Here is a 16,970-nt window from a genome sequence, read left to right as displayed (position 1 = left end):
CCCATACCACGCCTGGAGGACGCCGATGAACCTGCACCGGATGCTGCAACGCCGCGCCGCCGAGGGAAGGCCGGTCACCGTCGGGGTCATCGGCGCCGGCAAGTTCGGCTCCATGTTCCTCGCCATGGCGGCGCGCACGCCGGGGATCCAGGTGGCGGGCATCGCCGATCTCTCGGTGCCGCGGGCGCGGGAGGCGCTGGCGCGGGTGGGCTGGGCGGCGGAGCGCCATGCCGCAGGCTCGCTGGAGGCCGCGCTGTCCGGCGGCGGCACCCACTTGACCGAGGACGCCATGGCGCTGATGGCGGAGCCGCGGATCGAGGTGATCGTCGAATGCACCGGGCATCCGGCGGCGGGCATCCACCATGCGCTGGCGGCGATCCGCCACGGCAAGCACGTCGTCATGGTCAACGTGGAGGCCGACGTGCTGGCCGGGCCGCTGCTGGCGGCCAGGGCGCGGGCGGCGGGGGTGGTCTATTCGCTGGCCTATGGCGACCAGCCGGCGCTGGTCTGCGAGCTGGTCGATACCATCCGCGCCATGGGCCTGCCGATCACCGCCGCCGGCAAGGGCACCAAATACCTCCCCACCTATCATGAAAGCACGCCGGCCACCGTCTGGGGCCACTACGGGCTGACCGAGGAGCAGGCCCGGCTCGGCGGCATGAATCCGCAGATGTTCAACAGCTTCCTCGACGGCACCAAGTCGGGGATCGAGATGGCGGCGATCGCCAATGCCACCGGCCTGGCGCCGCCGGAGGATGGCCTCGCCTTCCCGCCCTGCGCGACGCATGACCTGCCGCGGGTCTTTGGGGGCGCCGGCGGCGTGGTGGAGGTGATCTCCTCGCTGGAGCGGGACGGCCGCCAGGTCGTCGGCGACCTGCGCTGGGGGGTCTACGCGGTCTTCGAGGGCGAGACCGACTATATCCGCCGGTGCTTCGCCGAATACGGCGTGCATACCGATCCCTCCGGCCGCTATGCCGCGCTCTGGCGGCCCTATCACCTCATCGGGCTGGAGCTCGGCGTCTCGGTCGCCAGCGTGGCCCTCAGGGGAGAGCCGACCGGCGCGCCGGAGGCCTGGCGCGGCGACGTGGCCAGCACCGCCAAGCGCGACCTGGCCGAGGGCGAGGTGCTGGATGGCGAGGGCGGCGCCATGGTCTGGGGCAAGTGCATCCCGGCGGCCCGGTCCCTGGCCCTCGGCGCGCTGCCGATCGGCCTGGCGCATGGGGTGCGGCTGACCCGCGCGGTGAAGCGCGGCGAGACGGTCGGCTGGGCCGATGTGGCGATCGATGCCACGAGCGAGCCGGTGCGCATCCGGCGGGAGATGGAGGCGGGCGGCGTCTAGCGGCCAGGCTGGCGCGATGCCGCAGGTCACCTTCATCCTCGGGATGCATCGCAGCGGCACCTCCATGCTGGCGCGCAGCATCGGCACGCTGGGCGCCGGGCGGCCGGGGATCGGCTTCGGCGGGCCGCTGCTGGATGCGCCGGCGGCGGACAATGCGCTCGGCTACTGGGAGAGCGCCCCGGTCGTCGCGGTGCAGGAAGCGCTGATGCAGGCGCTGTTCGGCAGCATGCTGGCCCCGGCGGTGGTGCGCGGCCTGCCGCCGGGCTGGCTGGAGCATGCCGCCACCCGCGCCGCAGGGGCCGCGCTGGAGGCCATCCTGGCGGAGCGCCTGGCCGAGGGCGGCGGCGCCTTCTGCTTCAAGGACCCGCGCAGCGCGCTGTTCCTGCCCTTGTGGCGCCAGGTGCTGGGGCGGCTGGGGGCAAGGCCGCGCTGGCTGCTGATGCTGCGCGACCCGCGCGCCGTCGCCGGGTCCCTGGCCGCGCGCAACGGCGTGCCGCGGGCGCTGGGGGAGGCGCTCTGGCTGCGGCACCATGCCGAGCTGCTGGCCGAGGCGGGGCCGGAGCTGGACTACATCGGCAGCTACGAGGCCTTCCTGGCGGCGCCCCGCGCGGAGCTGGCGCGGCTGGCCGCGGTGCTGGACCTGCCCGTGCCGGATGCCGCCCAGGCGGCCGACCTGGTGCGGGACTCGCTGCGGCACCAGCGGGAGCAGGACCTGCCGCCGGTCATCGCGCTGGCCGGCCGGCTGCATGCGCTGCTCGCCTCGGCCGGGGAGCCCTGGGTGATCGCCGCCGCCGCGGCACCGCTGCTGGCGGAATTCGCCACGCTGGTGGCGGCGCTGGATGGCTCGCCCGGCTGGCTGGAGCATGCGCTGGATCACGACGGACCGGAGGCCGCCGGGCTGCGGCTGGCCCTGCCGGCCGGGCTGGCCGGGCCGGAGGGCGCGCCGCTGCGGTCCGGCAGCGGCCTGCGGGTGCGGCTGGCCGCAGGCAACGACTACTGCCGGCCGATCGAGGGCGGCTTCATGCTGCATGCCAATCCGCCCGGGCAGCCGCCGCCGCGGCTGGGTTTTTCAGGCCTGCCCGACGGGCCCGCGGGAATGCGCCTCGAGGCCCGAGTGGCAACCTTTGCCGAGGCCCCGCCGATGCGGCTGCAGGGCCGGCTGGAGGATGCGGCGGGCAGGACGCTGGCCACCGCCGCGATGGCGCTGCCGCCGGGGACCGGGGCCAGCCTCCGCTGGGACCTGCCGGGCTGCCGCGGCGGCACCTTCACCCTGGAGCTGGAGCTGCTGCCGGAGGCGCCGCACAACGGGCTGGGCGGGGTGACCCTGCTGAACCCGAGGCTGAGCGCCTAGGGCCGGGAGGCGGCCAGAAGCTCGGCGGTGCGGCCGAGACGGTCCGGGTGGCGGGCCATCTCCCAGAGCCCGGCCCAGCGCTCGCCCAGGATGGGCGCGGTGCTGCGGCGGAATTTCTCTCGCAGGGCGGCTTCGGGCAGCGGCCGGTCGGGGTCGCCGGGTGTGCCGCGGACGATCCGCTCGCGCCGGCTGCCGTCGGCGAGGTAGAGGGTCAGGCGGCAGAGGCGTTCGGCCGGCAGGCGGGCGGTATAGCCGGGGTCCTCGACCACCGTGACCTTGGCGGCCAGGGCCCGGATGGCGGGGTCGGCGATGGCCTCGGGGCTGAAGGCCTCGATCCAGGCATGGCCCTTGAGGATGCGGGTCGCCACGGTGAAGGGGATGGAGAAGCGGCCGGCGATGGGGGCGACGGGCGCGCGCTCCGCCAGGGTCGCGGCGGAGGCGAAGGTGGCGACCTCGATGCCGGCGACGGCCGCCGGGTCGACCGGGGCCTCGGCCAGCAGCAGCTCGATCGCCTCCAGCGCGCCCTGGGTCTCGCGGCAGCAGCTCGCCTGCTTCAGGAAGCTCTCGAGGATGAACCAGCGGCCGGCGGAGGCTTCGTAGCGCGCGGCATCGAAGGCGCTGCCGATGACCTGGCCGAAGACCACGGCGATGCCGCCGGGCTCGCCGGTGATGCCGGCTTCGGCGAGATCCACCGCGAGCAGCCCGTTCTGCGCCGCGGCGCCGGCATAGACGTTGCGGACCGAGCCGCCGCGCAGCGAGGCGGTGGCGCTGGTGGCGAGGCCGAGGCTGGCGGCGAGTTCCAGCGCGCCGAGCGTCCGGGCGGGATCGTGGCCGCGCAGGCTGGCGACGGCGGCGGCGGCGCCGATGACGCCCCAGGTGCCATGCGGATGCGCCGCCGGGCGCAGCGCCGTGGCATGGCCGACGCGCGCGCCGGCCTCGTAGCCGGCGATGACCGCGGTGAGCAGCGCCTCGCCGGTCGCATCGGCGGCGGCGGCCTCGGCCAGCGCCGGGGCGATGGCATGGATCGCCGGATGGCCGCCGGCGGGGTAATTGCCCTCATCGAGTTCGCAGGCGGTGCCGGCGAGGCCGGTGAGGAAGGCGGCCATCGGCGGCGGCGCGGCGCGGCGGCTGCCGAGCAGCGGCACGCCGCCGGTCGCGTGGCGCGCGGTGATGGCCTGGACCTCCGGCTGGGCATGGCCGGCGATGATGGCGCCGATGGTATCGGCGAGGATCAGCCCGGCATGGGCGCGGACGTCGGGGGGAATGGCCATCCCGCTTCTGTACGCAAATGCCCGCGCCCTAGTCCAGCCGCGCCAGCTTCCCCTGCCCCACCAGCGCCTGCCAGCGCGCGACATCCGCCGCGTAGAAGCGGCCGAATGCCGCGCCGTCCGGCGGCAGCGGCTGGGTGCTGGTCTGGCGCAGCTTCTCCTGCACGCCGGGCTGGGCCATGGCATGCACCAGCGCCGCCTCCAGCTTCGCCCGCGCCGGCTCCGGCGTGCCGCTGCGGGCGAAGAAGCCGAGCCAGATGAGGAATTCGAAGCCGAGGACACCCTGCTCCGCCAGGGTCGGCACCTCGGGGAACTGGGCGGAGCGTTGCAGCGAGGTGATGCCGAGGGCGCGGACCGCGCCGCTGCTCACCTGCCCGGCGGAGCTGCCCATGCCGTCCAGCAGGAAGGCGATGCGCCCGGCGATCAGGTCGGGATAGACGGCGCCGGAGCCGCGATAGGGCACATGCGTCAGCTCCACGCCCGTCCGGGCCGCCAGCAGCGCGCCGGCGAGGTGGCTGCCGGTGGCGGGGCCGGAGGAGCCGTAGGTGATCGCTCCCGGCCGGGCGCGGGCGGCGGCCAGCACATCCGCCAGGCTGCGGAAGGGGCTGTCGGGCGCCACCACCATCAGGCTCGCGACGGCACCAAGCCCGCCGATGGCGACGAGGTCCTGCGTCGGGTCGAAGGGGATGGTCTGCAGCGCCGGGGCGGAGGCCAGCGAGAGGGAGCCGAGCAGGACGGTATAGCCATCCGCCCGGGCGCCGGTGGCGACATGCGCGGCGCCGATGTTGCCGCCGGCGCCGGGGCGCAGCTCCACCACCACGGACTGGCCAAGGGCTTCCGCCATGGCAGGCGCCACGACCCGGCCCAGCACATCGGCCGAGCCGCCCGGCGCATAGGGGACGATCATCGTCACCGGCCGATCGGGGAAGGCCTGAGCACGGGCGGCCGTGGGCAGCGCGGCAAGCGCGAGCAGGGAACGTCGGTGCATCGGTCGTCATTCTCCCGAAGTCGGAGTGACGGCCGTTCCTTCCCTCAGTCCTGGGTCAGGTGGTCTCGCGCCCAGGTGGCGAGTTGCGCCTTGTCGATCTTGTTGGTGCCCATCAATGGCAGGGCATCGAGGAACCAGATCCGGCGCGGATGCATATAGGCCGGCGCATGGGCGAGGGAATGGGCCTTCAAGGCGGCCTCATCCACCGCGGCGCCGTTGCGCCTGACCACGAAGGCGACGGGCTTGGTGCCCTTGATGTCGTCCGGCACCGGGATGACGGCGGATTGCTCGACGCCGGGGTGCGTCTCCAGCACCTTCTCGACCTCGCTCGGGAAGATGTTCTCGCCGCCGGAGATGAACATGTCGTCGATGCGGCCGACCACGGTGAAGAAGCCGTTCGCGTCGCGGTCGAAGACATCACCGGTGATGTAGAAGCCATCCGGCGTCAGCGGCGGCTTCAGGTCGGGGCGCCTCCAGTAGCCGTTCATCTGGCCTGGGCATTTCTGCTCCAGCACGTTCTGCGCGTTCAGGCGAAGCTGCACGGCGGGGTGCGGATAGCCGACCGAGAGCGGTGGGGTCGGGATGCCATCGGGATGCGGGCCGAAGACGACGGGGCCGGCCTCGGTGGTGCCGTAGCCGTTGACGAACCTGGCTTGGGGAAAGGCCTCCTTAATCGCGGCGAGCAGCGCCGGCGAGGTCGGCGCCGAGCCGCAGCGGACGTGGCGGACGCTGGAGGTATCGGTCGCCCCCAGCAGATCGCGTTCCTGCAGCAGCATGGCCATCATCGGCGGCACGCCGGTGATCCAGGTGACGCGGTGGTCGCCGATGGCGCGGATATAGGCCCGCGCCTCGAAGGCCGGCAGCAGCACGACGGTGATATGCGCGGCGGAGGCGAGCTGGGCCAGGGCGAGGCCGTTCATGTGATAGAGGGGTGCGGCGATCAGCGCCCTTTCCTGCCGCATGTCGGCCCCCGCCAGGCGCTGTTCCACCACCCAGAGATGCGACTGATGCGAGAGCACCACGCCCTTGGGCTTGCCGGTGGAGCCGGAGGTATAGAGGAACAGCGCGGGCTCGGCCGGCTCGGGCGCGACGGCCTCGAAGGGACCGGGGTCGAGCAGCGCATCCCACGCGGCGCCGCCGAGCTCGATGGCGGCGAGGCCGGCCGGCACCGCCGCCATGCGGGCGGCATCGGCGAAGACCAGGGCCGCGCCGCTATTGCCCAGCACGTAGTCCACCGTGGCGGCGGGGAAGCGGTAGTTCACCGGGACGGCGACGAGGCCGGCGCGCATGGCGCCGTTCAGCGCGGCGAGGAATTCGGTGGAATTGGCGGCCAGCACGCCGACCCGGTCGCCGCGCCGCAGGCCACGCCGCAGCAGCCCGCGCGCCACGGCATTGCACAGCGCATCCAGCGCGCCATAGCTGACAGGACGGGCGACGCCGCCCGACAGGTCGACCAGCGCCGTCTTCTCCGCATCCGCGGCGGGGTCGATCAGCGCGCCGAGGTTGCGGAAGGCGGTCACTTCGGCGGCGCGGTCAGATACACGCCGCGGCCGGAGGCGCAGAGCTTGCCGTCGAGGTCGAAGATCGAGGCCTCGGCCACCGAGAACATCCCGCCCTGGCGCACGATCTTGCCCTTGCAGATCAGGTCGCCCGGCATGGCGGGGCGATGGTAGTCGACGCGCATGTCGATGGTCGGGATGCCCCGTCCCAGCGCCGCGCCCAGCGCCCAGTCGGCCGCGAGGTCGACCAGCGCGGCGAGGATCCCGCCATGCGTGTAGCGGCGCTCGATGTTGACGACCCATTCCTCGCGCCAGGTGGCGCGGATCTCGATCTCGCCCTCGCCGAAGGAGATGACGTTCAGGCCGAGCCATTGGTGGTAGGGCGCACGGGTGACCAGCGCCTGCAGTTCCTCGAGTGTCATGGCGTGACGATCACCTTGCCCATCACCTTGCGGTCGCGGATCAGCGCCAGCCCTTCGGCGGCCTTCTCCAGCGGCAAGACGGTATCAATAACAGGCTTCATCTGCCCGGCCTGGATCATGCCCATCAACGAGGAGAAATCCTCGTTGTAGAAGCTGTTGGAGCCGATGACCTGCAGCTCGAAGGTCCAGATGAAGCGCAGGTCCTCCTTCGGGTCGAAGCCCGCGGTCGCGCCGCAGACCAGGATCTTGCCGCCGCGCTTCACGCAGCGCAGCCCCTGCGCCCAGGTATCGCCGCCGGTGTAGTTGATGAGGACGTCGACGCCGCCCTCATGGCTGCGGCGCTGCGGCTTGCCGAAGCGCTCGACCGCCCATTTGGAGAAGTTGACTTCCTTGTAGTCGATCGCCTCGTCGGCGCCGATCTCCAGCATGCGCTGGCACTTCTCCGGCCCGCCGGCGGCGGCGACCACATAGGCGCCGAGTTGCTTCGCCAGCAGCACGCAGCCGGTGCCGACGCCGCCCGAGGCGCCGAGGATCAGCACGTTGTCGCCGGCCTTGATGGTTTTGTGGGTGACGATCATGCGGTGCGCGGTGCCGTAAGCGACCGGCAGCGCCGCGGCCTGCTCGAAGCTCACGCCCTCCGGCAGGCGGATGAGCTGGTGGGCATCGACCAGGCAATACTCCGCCATGCCGCCGTCCAGCATCTCTCCCATCAGGCCCTTGGCCTGGTTGATGGGATTGACCAGGACGCGGTCGCCCTTGGTCCAGCCGGAGACGCCCTCACCCACCTCGGCGATCTCGCCGGCCATGTCGAGGCCGATGACCACCGGCATCGGCACCTTGATGCCGGGCATGCCCTTCACGGTGAAGACGTCGTGGTAGTTGAAGGAGGAGGCGCGGACGCGGATGACGACATGGCCCGCGACCGCGGTCGGGGTCGGGTAGTCGGTCTCCAGCGCCAGCACGTCGAGGTCGCCGTGCTGGCGGAGTACGAGGGCACGCATATCGCCGGCAGTCCTTTGTCTGTTGCCGGCAGCCTGCGGCAGCCGGCCGCCAGGATCAAGGTGGGGATGATCGGCCCCGCCGATTCAGCCCGCCGCGCCCTGCGGCGCTTCGGCCATCGGCTGGGTTCAGAACGCCAGCTGCACCTTCATCGCCCGGCCGCGGTCGGCGGCCAGCTCGAAGGCGGCGACCGCCTCGGCCGCCGGCATGGTGGCGGTCAGCAGCGGGGCCGGGTCGATCCCGCCGCGGGACAGGACCTCCACCGCCAGGGCGAATTCCTCGTGGAAGCGGAAGGTGCCGCGCAGGGTGATCTCCTTCGCCACGAGCGAGGACAACGGCAGGCTGACGTCGCCGCCGAGGCCGAGCTGGACGATGGTGGCCTGGGGCCGCGCCGCATGGATGGCGGCGCCCAGCGCCTGGCCGCTGCCGGAGGCTTCGAAGACCACGTCGAAATGCCCCTTGTCGAGCCCGTAGGGCAGCAGCGCGTCCGGGTCCTCACTGAGGGAGTGGGTGCGGTCGGCGCCCATCCGCCGGGCGGTCAGCAGCGGGGTGGAGTGCAGGTCCGTCACCACGATCTCCCGCGCCCCGGCATGGCGGGCGACGGCGATGGCAAGGTTGCCGATCGGCCCGGCGCCGGTCACCAGCACCCGGGCGCCGAGCAGCGGCCCGGCCTGGCGAGCAGCATGCAGGCAGACCGACAGCGGCTCGGCGAAGGCAGCGAGTTCGGGCGTCATGCCCTCGGGCAGCGGCACGGCGCGGGCCGCCTCGCAGACCAGGCTCTCGGAGAAGCCGCCCTGGACATGCGGCAGCCGCATCGCGCTGCCGTAGAAGCGCATGTCGAGGCAATGGTTGGGCCGCCCGGCCAGGCACTGCTTGCAGGCGCCGCAGGGCAGGCTGGGATTGACCGCGACGGGCTGGCCCAGCGCCAAGCCCGAGACCCCCTCCCCCAGCGCATCCACCAGGCCCGCGATCTCGTGCCCCAGCACCATCGGCTCCCGCAGCCGGACCGCGCCGAAGCCGCCGTGCAGGTAGTAGTGCAGGTCCGAGCCGCAGATGCCGCCGGCCTTGATGCGGATGCGGATCTGGCCGGGGCCGGGGCTGGCTTCCGGATGGTCCTCGACGCGCAGGTCCTTCGGGGCATGGATGACGACCGACTTCATGGCTTGATCTCCGTCGGCAAGGCTCGGCCGGCGAAATGCGCCGCCAGGTTGTCCCGCATCAACAGGCCCATGGCGCGCCGGGTGTCCTCCGTGCCGCTGGCGGCATGGGGGGCGAGCACGACATGGGGGAAGGTTGCGAATTCCGGGTCGATCGCCGGCTCGTTCCAGAAGACATCGAGGCCGGCGGCGGCGATGCGGCGGGAGCGCAGGGCATCGAGCAGCGCTTCCTCGTCCACCACCGAGCCGCGGCTGACGTTCACGAAGATGGCGCCCTTGGGCAAGGCCTCGATGGCGGCGCGGTCGATCAGCCCGACCGTGGTCGGCCCGCCCATGGCGCAGCAGACCAGGATATCGACATTGGCCGCCAGCAAGGCCGGGGTCGCATGATAGGCATAGGGCACGTCGTCCTGCGGATTGCGGCCGCTATAGGCGATGGCCATGCCGAAGCCCTCCGCCCGCTTCGCCACCGCCCGGCCGATGCGGCCGAGGCCGACGATGCCGAGGCGCTTGCCCCAGACGCGGGCGGTCAGCGGCATCGAGCCCTGCGCCACCCAGGAGCCGTCCCGCACCCAGGCATCGGCCGCCGGGATGCGTCGCGCCGCGGCCAGCAGCAGGGCGAAGCCGAGGTCGGCGACATCCTCGGTCAGCACGTCCGGGGTATTGGTGACGGGCAGGCCGCGCGCCGCGCAATAGGGCCGGTCGATGGCATCGACGCCGACGCCGTAGCAGGCGACGATCTCCAGCTTCGGCAGCCGGTCCATCAGCGCCGCGGCGGCGCCGATCTCGCCCTTGGTGACGATGGCGCGGATATCGGCGGCGTGCCCGGCCAGGAAGGCTTCCGCATCGGCGGCCTCGTAGAGCAGGCAGAGCTCGAAATCCTCGGCCATGGGGCCCAGGTCCCAATCCGGCAGGACGCCCATGACCAGAACCTTCGGCTTGTCCAAGCGCGCCTCCCCTGCGAGTTTCCCGGCTGCTGTTAGGGGATGGAACCATGTCGCTCAAGCTATTCGACCTCACCGGCCGCCGCGCCCTCGTCACCGGCTCCAGCCAGGGGATCGGGCTGGCGCTCGCCCGCGGGGTGGCGGAGGCCGGGGCGGCGGTGGTGCTGAACGGGCGCGACGCGGCCAAGCTGGAGGCGGCGGCGGCCGGCCTCAGGGCTTCTGGCCTCACGGTCGATATCGCCCCCTTCGACGTCACCGACCCGGCGGCGGTCGAGGCCGGCGTCGCCCGGATCGAGGCGGAGATCGGCCCGATCGACATCCTGTTCAACAATGCCGGGGTGAACCTGCGCGGCCCGCTGGACCAGATGCCGACCGAGACCTGGAACACGGTGATCGCCACCAACCTCCATAGCGCCTTCTTCTGCGCCCGCGCCGTGGCGCAGCGGATGATCCCGCGCGGCCGCGGCAAGATCATCAATACCTGCTCGGTGATGAGCATGCTCGGCCGCCCCGGCACCGGCCCCTATACCGCGACCAAGGGCGCGCTCGGGATGCTGACCAAGGCCATGTGCGCCGACTGGGCGCAGCATGGCATCCAGGCCAATGGCATCGCGCCGGGCTATTTCAGCACCGAGCTGACCGCGCCGCTGCAGGCCGACCCGGTCTTCAACGGCTGGCTCTGCAAGCGCACCCCGGCCGGGCGCTGGGGGGAGCTGCCGGAGCTGGTCGGCGCCGCGATCTTCCTCGCCTCCGAGGCCTCGACCTATGTCAACGGCCACCTGCTCTATGTGGATGGCGGGCTGACCAGCGTGGTTTAAGGCCGGCGTGGTCCGAGACTTGACGAAACCGGCCCGGAAGGGAACCTTAAGCTAGCTATCTAATCGAGAGGGAGGGCGCCCAGCCCCATGAGCATCAACGGCAAGGCCTATATCGTCGGGGCCTATGAGCACCCGACGCGCAAGGCCGACAACGCCTCCGTCGCCCAGTTGCATGCCGAGGTCGCCTATGGCGCGCTGCAGGATGCCGGGCTGAGCCACGACGACATCGACGGCTATTTCTGCACCGGCGCCGCCCCCGGCCTCGGCCCGCTGAACATGGCGGACTACCTGGGCTTCACCAAGCTGAAGCACATCGACAGCTCCGATGTCGGCGGCAGCAGCTATGTCATGCACGTGGGCCACGCCGCCGAGGCGATCGCGCTCGGCAAGTGCAGCATCGCGCTGATCACGCTCGCCGGCCGGCCGCGGGCCGAGGCGATGGCCACCGGGACCGCGCCGCGCACCTGGGGCGCCAATGTGCCCGACGACCCCTTCGAGATGGCTTATGGCCGCACCGTCGCCAATGCCTATGCGATGTGCGCCATGCGGCACATGTACGAATACGGCACCACCAGCGAGCAGCTCGCCTGGATCAAGGTGGCCGCCAGCCACCATGCCCAGTGGAACGAGCATGCGATGCTGCGCAAGGTCGTCACCGTCGAGGACGTCATCAACTCCCCGATGGTCTCCGACCCGCTGCACCGCCTCGACTGCTGCGTCATCTCGGACGGCGGCGGCGCGCTGATCGTCACCACGCCGGAAATCGCCAAGTCGCTGAAGCGGCCGCTGGTGAAGGTGAAGGGCGCCGGCGAGGCGACCAAGAACCAGAATGCCGGCTATACCGACCTGACCTTCTCCGGTGCCCGCTACTCCGGCCCACGCGCCTTCGAGGAAGCCGGCGTGAAGCCGAGCGACATCCAGTACGCCTCGATCTACGACAGCTTCACCATCACCGTGCTGATGCAGCTCGAGGACCTCGGCTTCTGCGAGAAGGGCCAGGGCGGCAAGTTCGTCTCCGACGGCAACCTGATCAGCGGCGTCGGCAAGCTGCCCTTCAACACCGATGGCGGCGGGCTCTGCAACAACCACCCGGCCAATCGCGGCGGCATGACCAAGGTGATCGAGGCGGTGCGGCAGCTCCGTGGCGAGGCCCATCCCAAGGTCCAGGTGCCCGGCTGCACCCTGGCGCTGGCGCATGGCACCGGCGGGCTGCTCGGCACCCGGCACGGCAGCGCAACCGTCGTTCTGGAAAGGGTCTGAATCATGGCGACGATGGCATCCAACCGGGCGCTGCCCGCCATCCAGGTGGACCCGACCAACAAGCCGTATTTCGATGCGGCGCGTGAGGGCAAGCTGCTCATCGGGCTCTGCAAGGATACCAACAAGCATTTCTGGTATCCGCGGGGGTGCTCGCCCTTCACCCTCTCGAACAACGTCGAGATGGTGCCGGCCAAGGGCACCGGGACGATCTACACCTACACGGTGATGCGGACGAAGGAGCCTTACTGCGTCGCCTATGTCGAGCTCGACGAGGGCGTGCGCATCTTCACCAACATCGTCGACTGCGACATGGATGCGCTGAAGATCGGCCAGAAGGTGAAGGTGGTGTTCAAGCCGACCACCGGCGACAGCCCGCCGGCGACCATGTTCACCCCGGCCTGAACCGGACGGGCGCCCCGTCGAAGGGGCGCCCGCCTTGCGTCAGCTCTTCTTCGGCGCCGTATCCGTGGGGGTATGGAGCTTCGAATCCTGCCGGGCCTGCCGCATGGCCTCGCCCTCGGCCTGGTCCAGCACCGGCTTCGGGGCCCTGGCACCCTCGGGTTTGCCGCCCTGGGCGAAGTCATTCCCTGCCCCGGCCGGCTTGGCGGCATCCTGGGTCTTGTCCTCGGCCATGACGCGTCCTTCCGCGGAATAATACGGGACCGAGCGCCCTGCCGGGCCGAAGGTTCCGTTAGCCCAGCCGGCCCTCCCGCCGGTCCCGCGCCAGCAGGGCCGGGTCGCGCCCCGAAGGCGGGCCATGGCCGCCGGCGCCGGGGGTGATGATGGCGATCCATTGGCCCGCCTCCAGGCTCCCCTGCCCCTTCACGAAGGGCGTGACGCCGGGGCCGTAGTCGATCCGGCCGCGGCCGCCCGGCTGGCCGCCCGCCAAGCCCCAGGGCGCCGAGAGGGTGCGGGCGATGTCGATCTCCATCCGGCAGGGCGCCTCGGCCCGGTAGGTGCGGCGCAGCGCCATCCCGCCGCGCCAGGTGCCGGCGCCGCCAGAGCCATCGACCAGGGCATAGTCCACCAGGGTCAGCGGGTATTCCGGCTCCAGCGCCTCGACCGGCAGGTTGGAGGTATTGGTGGTATGGACATGCACGCCATCCAGCCCGTCCTTGGTCGCCCGCGCCCCGAAGCCGCCGCCGACGGTCTCGAGGTAGACCCAGGGCGCGCCGCTGCCAGGCTGGGTGCCGGCGAAGGCCAGCATGGTGCAGGCGCCGTTATGCGCGGCGGTGACCCGCGACGGCACCGCCTGGGCCAGGGCGCCGAAGACCAGGTCCACGACCCGCTGGCAGGTCGAGAGCCGGGAATGCACCGCGGCCGGCGCCGTGCAATTCAGCACGCTGCCCGGCGTCGCCGTCACCCGCAGCGGCCGGGCGAGGCCGGCATTCGGCAGCACCTCCGGGTCCACCACGGCGCGGGCGGCGTAGTAGACGGTGGCCAGCAGCGCCGTCATCGTCATGTTGATCCCGGCGCGGAGCTGCGGCGGGGCGGTGAAGTCGAGCGTCATGGCGTCGCCGGCAATGGTGAGCGTCAGCGACAGTTCCAGCTCACCGTCGATCTCCGGGCCGTCGTGCCGGTCGGTGAAGCGGTAGGTCCCATCGGGGATGGCGGCGATCCCGGCACGCATGCGGCGCTCGGCATAGTCCAGCAGCGCCTCGGATGCGGCCAGCACCACCGGCGTGCCGTAGCGGGCACAGAGCCCCTGGAAGCGCAGCACGCCGAGCCGGTTGGCCGCCATCTGCGCCCGGAGGTCGGACAGGCGCTCGCGCGGGACCTGGCAGTTCAGCAGGATCAGCGCCTGGATATCCGGCTGCAACTCGCCGGCCCGGTAGAGCCGGACGGGCGGGATCCGCAGTCCCTCCTGGAAGATATGGGCATGGCCGCGATCGGCGAAGTCGGCGTGGTGCGCCAGGTTCATCGCCCAGGCCTGGATCGCGCCATCGACGAAGATCGGCTCGGCCAGGACGATGTCCGGCAGGTGGGTGCCGCCGCCGGCGTAGGCATCATTGAAGACGAAGACATCGCCGGGGGCGATGCCGGCCTCCGGATGCCGGGCCAGGATCGAGGGCAGCGCATCGAGGAAGCTGCCGAGGTGGATCGGGATATGCTCGGCCTGGCAGAGGGTGCGGCCCTCCCGGTCGAACAGCGCCGTCGAGCAGTCCCGGCGTTCCTTGATGTTGGTCGAGAAGCTGGCGCGGACCAGGGCCTCGCCCATCTCCTCGGTGATGGAGGCCAGCGCCGAGCCGATGACTTCGACCGTGATAGGATCCGGGTGCTGCATCGCGGCAGGCTCCCCTGCCCTTGCCGCCGGGTCAACCGCCGGCGGATACTGCGCCATATGGAGAGCCAAGCAATGCACGAGAATGCACCCCCGGTGCTGCGCCGGGACGAGGGCGCGGTCGCCATCCTCACCCTGAACCGCCCGGCGTCGCGCAACAGCCTCTCGACCGGGATGCTGGCGGCGCTGCAGGCCGCGCTGGACGAGGTCGCCGCCGATGCCGGCATCCGCGCCGTGGTGCTGGCGGCCGAGGGCCCCGCCTTCTCCGCCGGGCATGACCTGAAGGAGGTCACCGCGCATCGCGCCGATGCCGATGGCGGCGAGGCCTTCTTCGCCGGAATCATGGCGGCCTGCGGCACGGTGATGCAGGCGGTGGTCGCGCTGCCGCAGCCGGTCGTCGCCGCGGTGCAGGGCATCGCCACCGCCGCCGGCTGCCAGCTCGCCGCGAGCTGCGACCTGGTGGTGGCCTCTGAGGTGGCCAGGTTCTGCACGCCGGGCGTCGATATCGGGCTTTTCTGCTCGACGCCGGGGGTGGCCCTGGCCCGTGCCGTGCCGCGCAAGTCGGCGATGGAGATGCTGCTGCTCGGCGAGATGATCCCGGCCGAGGAGGCGCAGCGGATGGGGCTGGTAAACCGGGTGGTGCCGCCCGAGGCGGTGCTGCCGACCGCGCTGGCGCTGGCGCAGCAGATCGCCTCGCGCTCGGCCGTCGCGGTGCAGCTCGGCAAGCGCGGCTTCAACGCGCAGCAGGCGATGCCGCTGCGGGAAGCCTATGCCGCGGCCGGGGCGGTGATGGTAGAGAACCTGATGGCCGAGGATGCCGCCGAGGGGATCGGCGCCTTCGTGGCCAAGCGAAAGCCGGAATGGCGGCATCGGTAGGGAGCGGGACATGGCGGCGCAGGACTACGAGACCGGGCTGGACCGCGTCGCGGCCAATCACCAGCCGCTGACGCCGCTGCTGTTTCTCGAACGCGCGGCGGCGACCTTCCCGGACCACGTCGCCGTGGTGCATGGCGCGCTGCGCCGGCCGTACCGGGAGTTGCGGGACCGCTGCGTGCGGCTGGCCTCGGCGCTGGCGGCGCGCGGCATCGGCCGCGGCGACACGGTGGCGGCGCTGCTGCCGAACATCCCGGAGATGCTGGAATGCCACTACGGCGTGCCCATGGCCGGCGCCGTGCTGAACACCATCAACACCCGGCTGGATGCCGATACCATCGGCTATATCCTGACCCACGGCGAGGCGAAGGTCCTGATCGTGGACCGCGAGTTCATCCCCGTCGCCCGCGCCGCGCTGGCGGTCAGCGGCGCCACGCCCCTGGTGATCGAGGTGGACGACCCGGTGGCGGCGGAGGCGGCCCGGGCCCAGACCATGGGCGCGCTGGGCTACGAGGCGCTGCTGGCCGAGGGCGATCCCGCCCATCCCTGGGCGCTGCCGCGGGACGAATGGGATGCGATCGCGCTGAACTATACCTCCGGCACCACTGGCCGGCCGAAGGGCGTGGTCTACCACCACCGCGGGGCGCAGCTGCTGGCGACGGGCAACGTGCTCTCGGCCAGCATGGCGCGGCATCCGGTCTATCTCTGGACCCTGCCGATGTTCCACTGCAACGGCTGGTGCTTCCCCTGGACGGTCTGCGCCGTGGCCGGCACCCATGTCTGCCTGCGGGCGGTGCGCGGCGCCACGCTCTGGTCGCTGATGGCCGAGCATGGCGTGACCCATATGTGCGGCGCGCCGATCATCATGGCGACCCTGCTGGACACCCCGGCGGCCGAGCAGAAGCCGCTGGCGCACCAGGTGCAATTCGTCGTCGCCGGGGCGCCGCCGCCGGAAGCCGTGCTGGGCCGGATGAAGGCGGCGGGCTTCGCCGTGCTGCATGTCTATGGCCTGACCGAATGCTACGGCCCGGCGGTGGTGAACGAATGGAATATCGCCTGGGATGCGCTGCCGGCCGGCGAGCAGGCGCGGCTGATGGCGCGGCAGGGCGTGCGGTATCTCGCGCTGGAAGCCCTCGACGTGCGTGACCCCGTCACCATGGCGCCGGTGCCCGCCGATGGCACGACGATGGGCGAGGTGATGATGCAGGGCAACGTCGTCATGAAGGGCTATTTCAAGGACCCCGCCGCCACCGAGGCCGCCTTCGCCGGCGGCTGGTTCCATACCGGCGACCTCGCGGTGAAGTACCCCGATGGCTATGTGCAGCTCCGCGACCGCTCCAAGGACATCATCATCTCCGGCGGCGAGAACATCAGCTCCATCGAGGTGGAGGATGCGCTCTACAAGCACCCGGCGGTGATGCTGGCCGCCGTCGTGGCCAAGCCGGACGACAAATGGGGCGAGGTGCCCTGCGCCTTCATCGAGCTGAAGCCGGGGTCGGAGGCCACCGAGGCGGAGCTGATCGCCTTCGTCCGGACGCAGCTCGCCGGCTACAAGGCACCGAAGCAGGTGATATTCACGGAAGTGCCACGGACCAGCACCGGCAAGATCCAGAAGCATATGCTGCGGCGGCAAGTGCGGCCCGAGTAACTCTTAGCAATTAGGCGGCCCGGAAGCCCGGCAAGACCGTCCTTTGCTATATATTTTCGCCGCGCAACCTGGACGCGCGGCATCGGTTCTTCCCGTATCGGCGCAGCCTGTGCCGGGAGGAGA

At 71.6% G+C, this 16,970-nt stretch carries 16 protein-coding genes; 7 read left to right on the top strand and 9 right to left on the bottom strand.

Translation table 11 applies throughout. From position 1 onward, the window contains the following. Positions 1 to 25 precede the first annotated feature (25 nt). Positions 26 to 1,339 carry an NAD(P)H-dependent oxidoreductase gene (locus tag AC0IW9_RS18085; RefSeq protein WP_471649679.1) on the top strand — a complete coding sequence of 438 codons (1,314 nt, stop codon included), beginning with the start codon at positions 26 to 28 and terminating at the stop codon, positions 1,337 to 1,339. A gap of 16 nt (positions 1,340 to 1,355) precedes the next feature. Continuing rightward, on the top strand, positions 1,356 to 2,690 hold the full coding sequence (locus AC0IW9_RS18080) for a sulfotransferase family protein (RefSeq protein ID WP_471649678.1): 1,335 nt from the start codon (positions 1,356 to 1,358) through the stop codon (positions 2,688 to 2,690). On the opposite strand, the gene AC0IW9_RS18075 is transcribed toward AC0IW9_RS18080, so the two are convergent. The 7 genes from AC0IW9_RS18075 to AC0IW9_RS18045 form a co-directional block, all read right to left on the bottom strand. Beyond that, entirely contained in the window at positions 2,687 to 3,961 is a 1,275-nt protein-coding gene (locus AC0IW9_RS18075; protein ID WP_471649677.1) for an MmgE/PrpD family protein, read from the bottom strand. The two genes, AC0IW9_RS18080 and AC0IW9_RS18075, sit on opposite strands and share 4 nt — an antisense overlap. 28 nt (positions 3,962 to 3,989) lie before the next feature. Next, positions 3,990 to 4,946 carry a tripartite tricarboxylate transporter substrate binding protein gene (locus AC0IW9_RS18070; protein ID WP_471649676.1) on the bottom strand — a complete coding sequence of 319 codons (957 nt, stop codon included), beginning with the start codon at positions 4,944 to 4,946 and terminating at the stop codon, positions 3,990 to 3,992. 44 nt (positions 4,947 to 4,990) lie between these two features. Beyond that, positions 4,991 to 6,466: a class I adenylate-forming enzyme family protein gene (locus tag AC0IW9_RS18065; protein ID WP_471649675.1), complete on the bottom strand. Its 1,476-nt coding sequence runs from the start codon at positions 6,464 to 6,466 to the stop codon at positions 4,991 to 4,993. Next, positions 6,463 to 6,867, bottom strand: a complete 405-nt coding sequence (locus AC0IW9_RS18060) for a PaaI family thioesterase (RefSeq protein ID WP_471649674.1) — start codon at positions 6,865 to 6,867, stop codon at positions 6,463 to 6,465. The genes AC0IW9_RS18065 and AC0IW9_RS18060 overlap by 4 nt, the downstream gene beginning before the upstream one ends. Then, entirely contained in the window at positions 6,864 to 7,868 is a 1,005-nt protein-coding gene (locus AC0IW9_RS18055) for a zinc-binding dehydrogenase (RefSeq protein ID WP_471649673.1), read from the bottom strand. Before AC0IW9_RS18055 ends, AC0IW9_RS18060 begins: the two co-directional genes overlap by 4 nt. Before the next feature lie 126 nt (positions 7,869 to 7,994). Beyond that, entirely contained in the window at positions 7,995 to 9,026 is a 1,032-nt protein-coding gene (locus AC0IW9_RS18050) for an L-idonate 5-dehydrogenase (RefSeq protein ID WP_471649672.1), read from the bottom strand. After that, a complete protein-coding gene (locus tag AC0IW9_RS18045) occupies positions 9,023 to 9,970 on the bottom strand; it encodes a 2-hydroxyacid dehydrogenase (protein ID WP_471649671.1) in 948 nt (315 codons plus the stop codon). Before AC0IW9_RS18045 ends, AC0IW9_RS18050 begins: the two co-directional genes overlap by 4 nt. Before the next feature lie 47 nt (positions 9,971 to 10,017). Here AC0IW9_RS18045 and AC0IW9_RS18040 point away from each other — a divergent pair, with 47 nt between their 5' ends. The 3 genes from AC0IW9_RS18040 to AC0IW9_RS18030 all read left to right on the top strand — a co-directional run bounded on the left by AC0IW9_RS18040 (position 10,018) and on the right by AC0IW9_RS18030 (position 12,447). Further along, the gene (locus AC0IW9_RS18040) at positions 10,018 to 10,785 is read left to right on the top strand and encodes an SDR family NAD(P)-dependent oxidoreductase (protein WP_471649670.1); all 768 of its coding nucleotides are present in this window, start codon (positions 10,018 to 10,020) and stop codon (positions 10,783 to 10,785) included. An 87-nt stretch (positions 10,786 to 10,872) separates the two neighbouring features. Further along, positions 10,873 to 12,045, top strand: a complete 1,173-nt coding sequence (locus AC0IW9_RS18035; protein ID WP_471649669.1) for a thiolase domain-containing protein — start codon at positions 10,873 to 10,875, stop codon at positions 12,043 to 12,045. A gap of 3 nt (positions 12,046 to 12,048) precedes the next feature. Beyond that, positions 12,049 to 12,447 (top strand): Zn-ribbon domain-containing OB-fold protein, encoded by a 399-nt coding sequence (locus tag AC0IW9_RS18030; protein WP_290318619.1) that lies wholly within the window; start codon positions 12,049 to 12,051, stop codon positions 12,445 to 12,447. 39 nt (positions 12,448 to 12,486) lie between these two features. Here the strand turns inward: AC0IW9_RS18030 and AC0IW9_RS18025 are convergent, their stop codons facing one another. Continuing rightward, positions 12,487 to 12,678 (bottom strand): hypothetical protein, encoded by a 192-nt coding sequence (locus tag AC0IW9_RS18025; protein ID WP_471649668.1) that lies wholly within the window; start codon positions 12,676 to 12,678, stop codon positions 12,487 to 12,489. A 58-nt stretch (positions 12,679 to 12,736) separates the two neighbouring features. Continuing rightward, positions 12,737 to 14,329 carry a hydantoinase B/oxoprolinase family protein gene (locus AC0IW9_RS18020; RefSeq protein ID WP_471649667.1) on the bottom strand — a complete coding sequence of 531 codons (1,593 nt, stop codon included), beginning with the start codon at positions 14,327 to 14,329 and terminating at the stop codon, positions 12,737 to 12,739. Positions 14,330 to 14,401: 72 nt separating this feature from the next. Between AC0IW9_RS18020 and AC0IW9_RS18015 the strand changes: the two genes are divergently transcribed. Then, complete coding sequence (locus AC0IW9_RS18015) at positions 14,402 to 15,202, top strand: enoyl-CoA hydratase (protein WP_471649666.1); 801 nt, start codon at positions 14,402 to 14,404, stop codon at positions 15,200 to 15,202. Between the two features lie 10 nt (positions 15,203 to 15,212). Beyond that, positions 15,213 to 16,847 (top strand): acyl-CoA synthetase, encoded by a 1,635-nt coding sequence (locus AC0IW9_RS18010; protein ID WP_471649665.1) that lies wholly within the window; start codon positions 15,213 to 15,215, stop codon positions 16,845 to 16,847. The last annotated feature ends 123 nt before the right edge of the window (positions 16,848 to 16,970 follow it).

Source organism: Belnapia sp. AC561, assembly GCF_979252845.1.
The sequence above is the reverse complement of the archived record's forward strand: the minus strand, read 5'-3'. Positions and strand labels throughout refer to the sequence as shown.